Source organism: Spirosoma aerolatum (assembly GCF_002056795.1).
Classification (GTDB): Bacteria; Bacteroidota; Bacteroidia; order Cytophagales; family Spirosomataceae; genus Spirosoma; species Spirosoma aerolatum.
Genome location: NZ_CP020104.1, coordinates 7,420,507 through 7,434,521 on the forward strand (window position 1 = coordinate 7,420,507; position 14,015 = coordinate 7,434,521).

9 protein-coding genes are annotated in these 14,015 nt (G+C 46.9%); 5 read left to right on the top strand and 4 right to left on the bottom strand.

The window, feature by feature from the left end:
* Positions 1–88 precede the first annotated feature (88 nt).
* Both B5M13_RS30970 and porU2 read left to right on the top strand, forming a co-directional pair.
* Positions 89–1,552 (top strand): DUF1501 domain-containing protein, encoded by a 1,464-nt coding sequence (locus B5M13_RS30970; RefSeq protein ID WP_080059327.1) that lies wholly within the window; start codon positions 89–91, stop codon positions 1,550–1,552.
* Positions 1,553–1,599: 47 nt separating this feature from the next.
* On the top strand, positions 1,600–4,839 hold the full coding sequence (porU2, locus tag B5M13_RS30975) for a putative type IX secretion system sortase PorU2 (protein WP_080059328.1): 3,240 nt from the start codon (positions 1,600–1,602) through the stop codon (positions 4,837–4,839).
* Between the two features lie 15 nt (positions 4,840–4,854).
* On the opposite strand, the gene B5M13_RS30980 is transcribed toward porU2, so the two are convergent.
* From B5M13_RS30980 to B5M13_RS30990, 3 genes are all read right to left on the bottom strand, one after another.
* Entirely contained in the window at positions 4,855–5,499 is a 645-nt protein-coding gene (locus B5M13_RS30980) for a hypothetical protein (RefSeq protein WP_155297361.1), read from the bottom strand.
* 332 nt (positions 5,500–5,831) lie between these two features.
* Entirely contained in the window at positions 5,832–6,758 is a 927-nt protein-coding gene (locus B5M13_RS30985) for a T9SS type A sorting domain-containing protein (protein ID WP_170061218.1), read from the bottom strand.
* A 427-nt stretch (positions 6,759–7,185) separates the two neighbouring features.
* The gene (locus B5M13_RS30990; RefSeq protein ID WP_080059331.1) at positions 7,186–10,767 is read right to left on the bottom strand and encodes a DUF5689 domain-containing protein; all 3,582 of its coding nucleotides are present in this window, start codon (positions 10,765–10,767) and stop codon (positions 7,186–7,188) included.
* 427 nt (positions 10,768–11,194) lie between these two features.
* Here B5M13_RS30990 and B5M13_RS30995 point away from each other — a divergent pair, with 427 nt between their 5' ends.
* The 3 genes from B5M13_RS30995 to B5M13_RS31005 are packed head-to-tail and all read left to right on the top strand — an operon-like array spanning position 11,195 to position 13,032.
* Positions 11,195–11,455 (top strand): PqqD family protein, encoded by a 261-nt coding sequence (locus B5M13_RS30995; RefSeq protein ID WP_080059332.1) that lies wholly within the window; start codon positions 11,195–11,197, stop codon positions 11,453–11,455.
* Positions 11,430–11,855: a lasso peptide biosynthesis B2 protein gene (locus B5M13_RS31000; protein ID WP_080059333.1), complete on the top strand. Its 426-nt coding sequence runs from the start codon at positions 11,430–11,432 to the stop codon at positions 11,853–11,855. Before B5M13_RS30995 ends, B5M13_RS31000 begins: the two co-directional genes overlap by 26 nt.
* Before the next feature lie 55 nt (positions 11,856–11,910).
* The gene (locus tag B5M13_RS31005) at positions 11,911–13,032 is read left to right on the top strand and encodes a mechanosensitive ion channel family protein (protein ID WP_080059334.1); all 1,122 of its coding nucleotides are present in this window, start codon (positions 11,911–11,913) and stop codon (positions 13,030–13,032) included.
* A 7-nt stretch (positions 13,033–13,039) separates the two neighbouring features.
* On the opposite strand, the gene B5M13_RS31010 is transcribed toward B5M13_RS31005, so the two are convergent.
* On the bottom strand, positions 13,040–13,969 hold the full coding sequence (locus B5M13_RS31010; protein ID WP_080059336.1) for a carbon-nitrogen hydrolase family protein: 930 nt from the start codon (positions 13,967–13,969) through the stop codon (positions 13,040–13,042).
* Positions 13,970–14,015 lie beyond the last annotated feature (46 nt).

The following is a 14,015-nucleotide window of genomic DNA, read 5'->3' on the forward strand; positions in this document are numbered from 1 at the left end:
GTCGTTTACAACACCATCATTCCCGATAGCGCCTAGTAATGACGATAAAAACAGCAAGGTCAATAACGCAAACAAACAACCTGTAACGATGGACATTCAGGATCAACTTCATGACCAACTGAGCCGCCGGACATTTTTGGGGCAAACAAGCGCTGGCTTAGGCACCATTGCGCTGGCATCGCTACTCAATCCGACCAATTTGTTTGGCGGATCCTCCGGCTTGAATTCTCCTGGTGATAACCCAATCGTTGGGAAACCCCATTTCCCGCCCAAAGTCAAACGAGTGATCTATCTGTTCCAAAGTGGAGCACCCTCGCAACTGGAATTATATGATTATAAGCCCAAATTAGAAGCCATGTGGGGCCAGGATCTGCCCGAATCCGTTCGAAAAGGCCAGCGCCTAACGGGTATGACAGCCGGGCAAAGCCGTTTCCCATTGGCCGCTTCCAAATATAAATTTGCTCAGTACGGCCCCAGCCGAATGTGGATTAGTGAATTACTGCCTAACATTTCCCGTTTAGCTGGCGACCTGACCTTCGTTCGTTCGCTTCATACCGAAGCCATCAACCACGATCCGGCCATCACCTTTTTTCAAACGGGTAGCCAGCAAGCCGGTCGACCCAGTTTTGGGTCGTGGGTGAGCTATGGGTTAGGTTCCGATAACCAGAACTTACCCGCTTTTGTGGTGCTTTTGTCGAAAGGCCGCGATGGCGACCAGCCACTTTACGCCAAATTGTGGAGTAATGGATTTCTTCCCTCGGTGCATCAGGGCGTTGTATTCCGATCGGGCCCCGATCCAGTATATTACCTGAACAACCCTCCCGGCATTGACAAGACGAGCCGTCGGCGCATGCTCGATTACCTGGGCAAGTTGCATCAGGAGCAGTTCAAGCATGTGCTGGACCCGGAAATCAACAACCGCATGGCTCAGTACGAAATGGCCTATCGGATGCAGACGTCAGTACCCGAAACACTCGATATTTCGAAAGAACCCGATTACATTTTCGATATGTACGGTCCTGAGAGCCGTAAGCCGGGTACCTTTGCGGCCAACTGTTTGCTGGCCCGCAAGCTCATCGAAAAAGATGTGAAGTTTGTCCAGTTATACCACCAGGGCTGGGATCAGCACGGCAACCTGCCCAACGATATTAAGATTCAGACCAAAAGCGTCGATCAGCCGTCGGCCGCACTGGTTATGGATTTAAAACAACGGGGTCTTTTGGACGATACGCTGGTAATCTGGGGTGGAGAGTTTGGGCGAGGTGCCTACTCACAGGGCAAACTCACCCGCGACAATTACGGGCGCGACCATCACCCCAGAGCGTTTACCATCTGGATGGCCGGAGCAGGTGTAAAAAAAGGACTCGTTTACGGCGAAACCGATGACTTTGGCTATAACGTTATCAATGAACCCGTTCACGTTCACGATTTTCAGGCCACGGTATTGCACTTGCTGGGTATCGATCATGAAAAACTAACCTTTAAAAGCCAGGGCCGCCGGTATCGGTTAACCGATGTTCATGGCAATATTATTAAACCATTGTTGGCATAATCAAACCTTACAAGTATCTTAGTAAACCCGCTAAGACACTTGTACGTTTGAAACTAATTTTTGCTATTCTGTTTTTAGTCGCCTATGCTGGGCAGGCACAGTTTCGGTATGGAAATGAATGGATTGTTCCGACGCAATCCTATGCCAAGATCAGCATTCTGGAGGATGGCATTTACCGGATCACTTACGCTGAATTAGTTCGTGCCGGTTTTACTCCAGATACAATTAATCCCAAAAATTTACAGCTATTTCACCGAGGCCGTGAACTGGCTATCGAAGTCATTGGCGATGAGGACGGACGATTCGACCAGACCGATTTTATTCAGTTTTACGCCGAGAAAAATAAAGGTGAACTCGATAGCTTAGTTTACTACCACACCAGCCGCGCCAACCCCTACCAAAGCTTATTTTCGGATGAAACATTCTATTTTCTGACAATAGGATCAAAACCGGGGCTTCGGCTTCCTACTTTTATTGGCAAACCTACCAGTCAGGCGCCCGAACCGTATCATCTTGAACAACAGGTTTTGGCCTTCACCAGTCAATACTCGTTCAACAATTCCATTGGTTTGGTGCCTCCTGTTCAACAAAGCTATTTTGAAGAAGGCGAAGGCTGGACAGGAAATTATATAGGCCCGGACTCGGTAGCCCGATTCACAATACAGTTTCAGAATCGAGTCGTTGACAGTAACCAGCTTCCTACGTTTACGTTTCAACTTAACGGTCGTTCGCCCAACAACCACCAGTTGTGGTATGCCCTGAACGATGGGATGCCCATTGACACACTTTCAATCGGCCCGTTCAGCCCCAAAAGCGTGCTGCTTACCTTGACCGAAAATGCAATTAAAAACGAATCGATCCTTTTAAAAACCAAATCCCTGAACGTAAGTGCCAATGACTGGTATTCGATGACCTACCTGAATGTCGTATACCCACAACACTTTCTGATGAATAGTCAGCCAGATAAATATTTCCATTTGCGACCTAACCCTGCCAATCAATCGGTTATAGAGATACCTGATCTGAATACCAACGCTATGGTGTATGCACTTACAGGCCGGTACGCAACCGCCAAAATCATGCATCAGGCGGGGCTGTTTATCGTTCCGAACACCCTGACCGGGCAAACGGTATTTATCAGCAATGAAATCAAAAAATCGTCGTCTATTACAGTTGTTAACTTCCCAATACTGGCCCCAAAAGCAAGTAATTATCTGCTTATTACGCACCGCTCTCTGCTCGAATCGGCTACCGAGTATGCCGCTTATCGGGCTTCAGACGCGGGTGGAGGGTATACACCATTGATTATTGAAACGAGGTCGATCTACGAACAATTCAACTATGGCGAGCGTAGCCCAATGGCGATTCGTCGGTTTGCCGATTTCATGCTGTCGGGCGGTACCAATAAGCACTTGTTTCTGCTGGGTCGGGGCATTAGTTTTCCTGATGTATTGAAATCCTCTGAAACCGACGATCTGGTTCCAACATTCGGCTATCCGGGCTCCGATGCTCTGCTTACGATGGGGCTCGCGGGTTTCCCAGAGTTTGTTCAGGCAATACCAACCGGTCGCATCAACGTAACCACCAACCAGCAAGTCCTGAATTATTTGGCAAAAGTCAAAGAATTTGAACAAGCTCCACCTACCGATTGGCAAAAACGGATGCTTCACTTAAATGGCGGACACGACCAGGGCGAAATTCTATACCTCAAAAGCCTGATGGAACAGCTTCGCCCGATAGCCGAAAGCCCTTATATGGGTGCGCAGGTGACTTCGCTCTCGAAAAAAACGTTTGAAGAAGTTGAAGCCGTCGATATTTCACAACCGATCAATGAGGGTGTGGGGATGGTAGCTTATACGGGGCATGGCTCTTCCAGCACACTCGATTTTAACATTGGTTACTGTTCGGCCCCCGGTAACCATATCAATAACAAAGGCAAGTACCCAATTTTGTTTTTCAACGGCTGTAGCATCAATAATCTTTTTTATAAATACAATCCACTCAGTACCGACTGGCTTATTACACCCGACAAAGGGGCCATAGCTGTACTGGCGGGTTCGTTCTGGAGCTACCCAACTAGCACCCAAACCTATGCCATAACCCTTTATCGAAAACTTTTTACGGATACCACTACCTTGACTCACACACTGGGCCAACTACAACAGCAGGTTAATCTGACGCTCAACTCATACAGTGGTGACCTGACGCTTCGCACGGATTTACAACAGATTATCTTACAGGGCGACCCCGCGTTGCATATTTTTCCGCTAGCCAAACCCGACTATGCGGCTCGTAGCCTGTTTATTCAGGCCCGAAAACCGGGAACCCTCATCGCCAATAATGACTCTATAACGATCAAGCTGATTCTTTCCAACACCGGTAAATTTTACGCCCGGCAAACCGTGCCGCTCCAATTGACCAAAACTTACACGAACGGCAACGTTAACAGCCAGCGGCTTCTGGTCGATGTTACATCGGTTCTGGATACGATCATCATTCCTATTAAAAAGGAGCTTTCTCTCAGCCAACTCGCCATTATGGTGGATAGCGACCACCAAATTGACGAACTGGTAGAAACGAATAATGAACAGAGCCTGGACCTAACGAATTGGCCAACTATTCAGCAAACCAGCGTTTTTCCCACTAGTGCTCTTCCCGATCAGTTAAATCCGATTATATCGGTGACAGTTGATGATCGAGTACTCAAAAATGGGGATTATGTTTCGGCTAACCCGATTATTCAGGTCATTCTGACCGACGAAAATCAGTTACCTCTGGATAAACTAAGGAATATCCAGACCTACTTGAAATCCTGTCCGAGCTGCCCATTTGTTCTGTTGACTCAGCAGTCAGGCTCAGCAGTATCGCCCGTATCCTTGCTGGCAACGTATCAATTGACAAATCTGGCTCCTGGTGCCTATGAGTTGTTGGTAACAGGCCGCGATGCAGCCGATAACTCAGCAGGCAACGCCTATGGCATTACGTTTAACGTAGCTGATATGCCCGTACCAACCATCTGGAAAATTTACCCAAATCCCGGTAGCGACATCATCCAGGTTAGCTTTACCATAGTCAGCAAATCGGCGCCGAAGTCAAGTCAATTTACTGTTATCAACAGTCTTGGCATACCTGTAGATAACTATGTGACAACACCGTTCGTAGGTGAAAACACGATCTATCTGGAAAATTTTCGGCTACTCCTGGCTGGTCTTTATCAGGCAATACTACGAATTAACTGGGGCGATGGCCGGGAAGAAATCTTACAGGAGAAGTTCGTCAAACAGTAAAATGAAGCATCCTATTTACTCAACACCTGTCTCGATCAACGTTTGCTTTCGACGGTAACCATAAGCGATTTGGCCTTTCCCGATGCAGTCAGGACTGCTTTGACAGTAGGCAAGTACCGTGCTTTCGTTAAATATTAGACCTATTTGATAGGCATATACGTCAATATAGCGATTTAATGAAATGGCCGTCGAATCGTTTTGCCGGCTGGCAACCTGAATCGTGTTCAGGTAGCTTTTTGCACCAGCAACGTAAGCTTTACCCACTTGTTCATATAGAAAGATACTGGCAGACCGGGAATTATACTCGTTCGGATTCCAGGTTGTGCTGGTGGCAATCGGAAAGAAAAGTTTGATAAAGGCAATCGAATTTTCGGTACGAATCAGGCGATTTGGCCACTGCTGTACCGTCCAGATTGAATCAGGTTTCCAGGCATCTGTGGGTCTGTTGCGCTTGTATCGGACCAGTTTATAGGTTTTGTCCGACTGCGATGATAACCGTTCACCAATCGTTTCTTTCAGAAAATAGGTCCTTAAAACGGGAGCTGCGCTCAAAGAGTAGGTTTCCTGCCGCACTTCATACACCCAGTAACGACCCACCTCGATTGGCACGTACTGGCTATCATCTTTCGGAATATTATCTGCTGGCTGGCAAGCTAGCATCAACTTCAATAGTACCCCTAGACCGGTAGCGCTTTTAAGCATTCCACCCATATTATCAGATAAGCCTAAAGAGAATCAGCCGATTAACCAGAAGAGGAGTTTACACCGGCATGATGCATAAACTCCTCTTTATCCATTCAAGCTGTAACTTATTATGGCTGGTAATTAGTTAGCGCATCTGCCATACTACCTCCTTTCAGGGTAAGCTTCGATACGTTTCCATGGGTCAAGAGCTTCGGCTTAGTATATGCCCTCTTTACTAATTTAGATGGCTTGACTGAATAAGTACGTTTCATAGAAGTAAACGGGGGATTTTGATATGATAGATTTAATTACTCAATAATCACTTTTATGATCTGCCGAGTAGTTCCTTCACTCATCTGAAACCGTAAAAAATAGACTCCAGGCGTAACATAACCTACAGCGTTTACAGATGCAGAAGTAGGCTGTCCATTTTTGCGAATTGTGACCGGGATTACGGTTCCCAAGGCGTCATGCAGACTAATAGTTGACGTTTCCAAGCTACTAGTAGTTACCGTAAAGCTTCCATGATTTGGGTTCGGGTAGACAGATGCGCCGAGCGCTTCTCCTTCGAAGTCTGCCCGTATGGCAATTATTTTTGATAATTCCGAGCCTCCACCTATATCACGCTGGCGAAGCCGGTAATAATATACTAGTCCTGCTTTCACGTCACGATCAATATATGAATAGGCCGATACTGCCTGCGACGTAGTATGGCCTTCGACAAAACCAATTTTCTCAAGCCCATCTGGCATTACTCCTCTTAGAATATCGAAGCCTTCGTTTCTATCTTCCCACGATGTCGCCCACTTTAATTCTATTGCCTTATCTGTCGGCTGGCCAGAAAACGAAACGAGTTCTACAGGGAGAGGAGCCGATGCGTTTACGGTAAGCGTATTGTCCAATCGGAAAGTCCCAGCCGGAATACTTGCTCCCCACGCGTAAATTCTGAAGCGAACAGCTTGGGGAGTTTTTAATGAAAAAGTGGGGCTTATCGATGTTGAAGTGGTTACTGATAGAGTGCCAGTTGTAATTGTTGTTTCACTACCTGCTATTGAATAAGACAGAAGATAATTTGCAGGTCCGGCCGCAGAGCGACGGGCCGAAAGAGTAATTCCCGTTATGTCTAACTGATATCCACTATTCGGCGTTAAGGTAAATTCATAATAATCATTGGCATCCTGAGCGGAACCAGTCCACCCTGTAGCATTTATGCTTCCTGATCCTGACGTTGCCATAATGCCAGAGCCCCGCGTTATATCAGAAGCCGCAATGTTAGGGTCTTTCGAAGTCACCGGTTGAGACGTCTGGCTTCCTGTAGCTCCACTAAAGTTATACGTTGCTACTTGTGCAAAAATCACTAACGGAAGCCAACATAGTAGTAGCAGTAAAGGTATTTTCATAAACTATAATTCTATTTTAATGTAAAAATTAATATACTAATATTTTAAAAAAGTAATATTAGCATTTTAATTTAAAAAACTCATAGCTAGCTCATAAATCCGAAAGATTTTTTCAGGTTCATGAGCTAGCTATGAGTCACCACTTACCGTTTTGACTGATTGAAGGGGATAATAAAAAGAGGCTCGCTGGTTAAGCAAGCCTCTAAACAGGAATGGAATGTTTCGTTTATCGGAACAACTATCTCCGATCAACTACGGTTGGTTATAGCCCTGAAATAATACGAGCATAAATGTTGTTTGTCGCATTGACGTCATAAACAGATCCGCTATCATTCGCTACATTAACAGTAATATTGGAAACACTGCCTGAGTTAGCCGTTGTGCGGGTCAGGCTGAAGCCGACATTACGCTGCGTATTAGCATCTAAGAACTGGCCCGCTTTCATCTTCAGAGTAATTTGCTGGCCATCTACACTACTAATCACATCCCAGTTAGTATTATCAACGGCTACATCATTGCTAACATTCGATGCATCGAGTACACTAGTGCTGGTCAGCGTTCCATCGAAGGTCAGTGTATAACCGGTAGGTACGCTAAGCGTAATGGTTAACTGCCCGGATGCTGTAGAATGATAACCCACCTCATACAAATTCACCACAAAATTTCTGGCGTTATTAGGAGCTGAAGCCGCAAATTGCGACTGAATGAGCGTAATCGTTGGCGAAATATCGGGGCCATTCGTGGCCGTCACACTCACGAATGTGGTTTGTGTACAGCTTCCCTGACCAGCCAGCAAAGTAAAGGTTTGCACGCCAGCAGCGGTTAAGGTAGCCGAAACGGGTGAGCCCGTAGAGGGGCTGATAATAGCCTGAGCTGGCGCACTCCACTGATAGGTAGTAGCCCCGCTTGCTGTCAGGCTTACTGTTCCACCAATCGTGGTGGTAGCCGACGAGGCCCCAGCCAAAACCGAAATAGGCCCATCAATAGCTACGTTTCCGCTAACAGCCGTAGCAGTGGCGCTTGCTGAAGTCGATACCGTCAGCGTAAATGAACCAGCTACGGTTGGAGTAAGGCTAACCTGTGCCGTTGACGTAGATACGCCCGTTGTAGTCGTGCTGTTGGTGCCATTGGTCACTGTGTAACTATAGGTATCGCTGCCACCCAAACCGCTCACTGAAATAGCCAGATTAACAGGTTGGCCCGAACAGACTGCCGACGTACTGGTTACCAACGTAGCCGAAAGTGGAGGAGCAAACTGGAAACGAGCCGAAACGGGAAAGTGGTCGGACGTTGTTGTTCCACCAACAATCGGCCGTATTGCTGTAACCGAGTTCGGAATGTAGGCAATACCACTCGTGGGGAATGATCCGTTTGTACCGATTTCGTTCGAGATAATCAGGTGGTCGATAATATCTGGGTATGATGCCGTACTCGAAATGTTACAAGTGCTAAGCTGTTTCGTAATGGCCGTGTAATCGCTCGAAGTGATGAAATTGTTGAATGACGACACATTTGTTGTGCTCGTTGTCCCATCAATATAAATTGACTGGTCGGCATCGTCATTAAAATCGCCCATAATCATGACATTACTAGTTGGGTAGTTCGCGTCAAGATACTCTTTTAAAGACCCAAAGTCGGTTATCCGGCGGCCATACGACGATGCATCAGAGCCCGATTTGGCATGCACGCCAACCAGTTTAAAGTTCTTTGTCACTCCATTGATCGTAACATCACAACTCATTAATAATGGGAACCGATTTGATGCCCAGGAGCTTGAATTGAGCTGCGTAGCATCAGCTACAATCTGGCTGGCCGTTACGTTCTTGACAATGGCCGTGTTGTATACAAAACAAACCTTTTGGGCATAGGTGTTGGCATCACCTGACACTTCAGGAATATCAAACCAGTGTGAGTAATAAATAGGTGGCGTACGGGTTGGATCAGCACCACAGGTGTATGTATAAGACTTGCCTGTATTGGCATTCAGAGTGGCTACAATACCATCCAACTTTGTCAGGTCCGTTACTTCTTCCAGGCAGTAAATGTCCTGATTCATATTTTGCAGTTGCTGCCGCACATTATCCTGCTGTTGGGCCTCATTTGTAGGGCCAAAGCCTGTATTACCCAGCCACTCCACATTCCACCATGTAATGTCTAGCGTATTATCCGTCGAAATTCCGGCACCGCCAGTACCAACGCCAGGGCAGGAAACGGTATTCGGCGTTGCTCCGGGAACATCAGCTGTTGAGCGGGGCAAGAATTGGCAAGTACCATTGAATACGCTCACGATGCCCGTAATATCAAGAGGACCTGTAGGCTTGGTTGCTGCTACCAGATCGGTCCCGAGCTGAATCCGCATTATTACTGTACCGCTACCTGTTGTCAACGTATAGTTTGTGCTGCCTGTAAAGGTCCCACCCGATGGTGTAATAGTGTTCACTCCCGTAAGCGTCACCAGTTCGCCTTTGTGATCACAAAGGGTAGCGGCTGAAACCGTAACGGGTGTAGGAATCGAATTGGGGGATGTGGTTTTCGCAAAACAGCTAGTGAAATTTTTCAACTCCCGATCCCCGTTGTAGGTTGTCAGTACGCCCGTCACCTGCACTTCGTCGCCAATGCTTACCTCAGGCACTTCAATCGAAGTACCCGTACCTGTGTACAACAGAATACCGCCGGTAGCGTCCTGGATGTAAATGTTCGTACCAATAGTTGATGTGACACGTCCAGTTACCGTAAAGGTTATGCCATCGGCGGCATTGCGTACATCACTTATATTGTAAGAAGTACCACACACACCGCTGGCACCAGCCGTATAAACCGTTCCACTAAGCGAGACAGTTTGAGATGTAAGCACTTCAGTACTGCTCACTGTGGCGAGCCCTGAATATGGGCCAGCAGAAAGGCTACCCACTAGTCGCGTGTAAATGGTTTGACTAAGTGTACCATTACCCGCAGGCGAAATGGTGACAGCACTTGTTGAATAGCTCGAATTGTCCGTCGAAATTTCGAAATTAGCCGGAGGGCTAACCGAAACGGGCGTAGAAGGGTTGAGTAACCCGCCAATAACCGTAAATGTAGATGGCGCAGAAGGACTACTGTTATTGGCAGTATTGACCAAATTATTTACGGCTGTGGGATTTACAACAAGAAAAGGTGTTGTGACAACACTAACGGTTAGATCGTCAACGCTAAGACCAGCATCGCTTCCGGCATCGTCAACGTCCATCCAACGAAGCATAATTTTCTCGCCAACCGGGATGTTCACATTGAACGTACTACTGATCGTCTTTGCATTGGTATTGCCATCCAGAGCACCGTTTGTGGAAACAGGCGATTGACCTACAAAATCAAGTAAAGAATTGCTGGTATAGTCAGACTCACTAACCGAGTTTGCCCCAACTTTATAGGCGAACGAAAGCACATTCTGAACAGATGTACTGCTACGCCATTGCTCCCCTTTGTAGCTAACCGACAGAGCCGTAATTGGACTCCCCGTATTGTTGACTAATAAAACTCCATAATAGATAGCTTTCGCAGAACCGGAACCCACAGACCCTAAAGCGCGGTCAGTTGCGGAGGCTGCTCCATAACTATGTAGCCCACCAGCATTACTACTACCTGGATCGACCGTATATGCAGTTGCTGCATTCGTTACATTTGACCCATTCGTAATAGCGGCATACCAGCCTTGAATTGTGCTGTTATCAGACCATGTCCCCGAGCCAGAACTAGCTAACGTATTAAAATTCTGCGTATACGAGGTTGTCCCCGTCAGGCTCACCTGAGCCCTTGATGCATAAGTTACCACCAGAAAAGTTACAACGAAGAGTACAAATCTTTGCATGATGAAATGAGGCCTTAAAATGTTGATTGATTAAATTTTTACTTGGTTTGAAAACAGTTTAACCGTCTAAAATAAATCTACATTTTGCAGAATGACATCCCGGTTAATATTATTTATTTATGTTCCTTAATTAATATAATTTAAACTACTCAAATTCATAAAACAGGCCCGAAGGATATAGCAATTCTAACTCTGAAGTAACTTAATAAGCGATCTGAAGCCTTATTGCGCACGAGGTAATCCCATTGTACACTTCAGCTAATAAGCTAAATCAGGCATGGCTAAAAGCGCCCCATAAGTAAGCTAGAATCTTGACAATCAAAAGATTAACCAACATTAACTCTTGCCCTAGGATACGCATGATCTGATGAGAGAGTCGTCGTTGCCGATAAATTCCTTTATCTTTGATCACTTATCAGTATCGTGTATGTATCGATTAACTCAAAATCAGATCTCGTCTGAACTGGCTGGCGAAACGGTTATCCTCAATCATGCAGCCGGGATGTATTATGGCTTGAATGAAGTGGGTACGTTTGTGTGGGAACTGCTTAAACAGAAGCCCATGGCTTTTGACGATCTTAAAGAACAGGTCATGGCAAACTTTGAGGTCGATGAACAAACCTGTATCAACGATTTGCAGCAACTGCTGAACGACCTGGCCCATGAAAAACTGGTGGAAACGATTTAAGAAGTTCACACAGTTGTCCTCTTCGGATCAACTCCTTCTGATCCAGGCATTTTTTGTTGTTTCTACCATCCAGCTTGGACTCAAACTGTTATCGTTTCAAACGTTCAGGCAACTTTATAGCAACCTTATCAGGGCTAACAAATCTGCTGAGACTCCCCGCCAGTTGATTGACCGGGAGATTCAGGCTATTCAGAAAGTAAGTGGTCCGCTTTCCGCTTTTTGCCTGCCGCAGGCATTGGCATTAACCTACTTCCTTCGAAAAGATAAACACATTGATCTGGTCGTTGGCGTCCGCAAAAGCCATACATTTGAAGCCCATGCCTGGGTCGAGAAAAACGGAACTGTCCTGATTGGCGATTTGCCAGATCTGGATTTTCAACCAATCTGGACCTGGCATTAACCGAAACACGAGTTGCCTGTAATCCGGTTAATAAGACAGGCACTTTAACTACCGCATGCAACAGCAACTTGACCTATGGATACGGGCGATTGTCCGTTGGTTTGGCTATGTACCCAATCGGGATTTGTCGGGCTGGATATTGCTCATCATCGCCGTTGTACTAGGGCTGATCGTCGATGTTGTCATTACACAGACCATCCGGTTTGTAGTGCGCCGACGGTCGTTCCGAACACTATCCCTTTTAAAAGTATACGCCCGCTGGGCGTTCTGGTTATTTGTGCCCTCGCTGTTTTTTCTGCTGGCTACAAACTTGCAGTCGGAGCGCTTTTTACGTCGGCATCCTGTAGCCGACAAAACCGCTGAAATCCTTTTCCTGATTACGACGACCTGGTTTATCGTCCAGCTTCTAAAGGTTGGCGAAAAGCGCCTGATTTATGAATACGATACGACAAACGATACCAATCTGGCCCATCGGAAATTTGTTACGCAGGTACGTTTTTTCCGTCGACTTATTGTTATTCTGGTCATTATACTTGGGGCTTCGCTTTTACTCATTACCTTTCAGGGGAGCCGAAAAGTAGGCCTTAGTGTTCTGACATCAGCAGGGGTCGTATCGGTCGTACTTGGGTTTGCTGCCCAAAAGACCTTAGCCAACTTGCTGGCAGGTATACAGATAGCGCTCAATCAGCAGATTCGTCTGGACGATGCGGTTGTGGTTGAAAAAGAGTGGGGTCGTATTGAAGAGATAAATCTGACCAGTGTGATTGTTCGGCTTTGGGACCGTCGACGGTTAATTTTGCCTATTACCTATTTTGTCGAAACACCCTTCGAGAACTGGACCCGCTCGGATGCGTCCATCATTGGTGCCATTTTTCTCTATCTGGATTATACGGTTCCTGTTGAAGCTGTCCGGAAAAAAGCCCGCGAACTGGCCGAAAATGACCCACTCTGGACCGGCGACAGCTTTGCCGTACAAGTTACTGATACAACTCCTACCTGCATTCAGGTACGTGTACTGGTATCGGCCCAGGATGCCCCTTCAGCTTTTGACCTGCGCTGCCATATGCGGGAAAAACTAGTGGCGTTTATCCGCGACGAGTATCCACAAAGTCTGCCTCAAACCCGGCTTATGCTTGCCGAGGAGTTGAAACCTCAGGAGAACTCGACTGGCCAATAAGTCGGCTTCAAACTTTCTGAATAGGAGGCTGATTTGCAACCGTTAGTGTAAAGACATCGCTTCGGGAATAGTGTCCAACACAGTCAAAATCTAACTTGCTTTTGGCTAGTATCGAAAAGTCCAGATCGGCCGTCAGTAGCCCCTCCTGATTCCAGAGGGGCCCGGCAAGTACTTCACCCATTGGCGAAAGAATCACGCTTCCCCCACTACACATAATAGCGGGTTCGTCAGCCAGATCGGCCTGGTAGCGTTCGGGATAGTCGGTTTTTTGCACGAACTGATTGCTGGCCAGTACAAAGCAACGGCCTTCTAGCGCAATGTGCTGCATAGTTGTCTGCCACGAATCACGGGCATCGGCCGTTGGCGCCAGGTATAACTCGACGCCCTGCTGATAAAGAGCCGTTCGGGCCAGGGGCATGTAGTTTTCCCAACAGATTAACCCACCAAACTTACCGATCTCGCTATCAAAACTAACCAATGTGCTGCCATCGCTTTCGCCCCAGATGTATCGTTCGAGGCCAGTGGGTTTCAGTTTACGGTGTTTCCCCAACAAACGCCCATCATTCCCAAAATAAAGCAACGTGCAATACAGGGTGCCTCCTACTGGCTCTTTTTCCGTCACGCCCAGGGCAACTGTCACATTGGCTTTTTTGATGGCTTCGCTGATTCGTTGCGTATGAGCCGACGCGACCTCCAGACTATTGACCCAGTAATCCAGCCATACAGCACGGCCTTTGTCAGTCCGGCGACCAACGATGGCGTCAAACGTCAGGCCACGGGGGTAGCAGGGAATGAACGATTCTGGAAATAAGATGAACTGACAACCTGCTTCTGCTGCTTTACCAATCCAGGCGATTACCAGATCAACACTTCTTTCCAGATCGAACAACGCAGGGGTCGCCTGCACCACACCGACACGTATATTTTTGAAGGTCATAATCAGGAAGGAAAAAGCTTTTTATGAATCAGCTATCGTTTCTTTC

Bases quoted from the DNA above. Each gene is read 5' to 3' on its own strand.
- B5M13_RS30970 (WP_080059327.1), top strand. From the start codon at position 89: ATGGACATTCAGGATCAACTTCATGACCAACTGAGCCGCCGGACATTT.
- B5M13_RS30980 (WP_155297361.1), bottom strand. From the start codon at position 5,499: ATGCTAGCTTGCCAGCCAGCAGATAATATTCCGAAAGATGATAGCCAG.
- B5M13_RS30985 (WP_170061218.1), bottom strand. From the start codon at position 6,758: ATGGCAACGTCAGGATCAGGAAGCATAAATGCTACAGGGTGGACTGGT.
- B5M13_RS30990 (WP_080059331.1), bottom strand. From the start codon at position 10,767: ATGCAAAGATTTGTACTCTTCGTTGTAACTTTTCTGGTGGTAACTTAT.
- B5M13_RS30995 (WP_080059332.1), top strand. From the start codon at position 11,195: ATGTATCGATTAACTCAAAATCAGATCTCGTCTGAACTGGCTGGCGAA.
- B5M13_RS31000 (WP_080059333.1), top strand. From the start codon at position 11,430: ATGAAAAACTGGTGGAAACGATTTAAGAAGTTCACACAGTTGTCCTCT.
- B5M13_RS31005 (WP_080059334.1), top strand. From the start codon at position 11,911: ATGCAACAGCAACTTGACCTATGGATACGGGCGATTGTCCGTTGGTTT.
- B5M13_RS31010 (WP_080059336.1), bottom strand. From the start codon at position 13,969: ATGACCTTCAAAAATATACGTGTCGGTGTGGTGCAGGCGACCCCTGCG.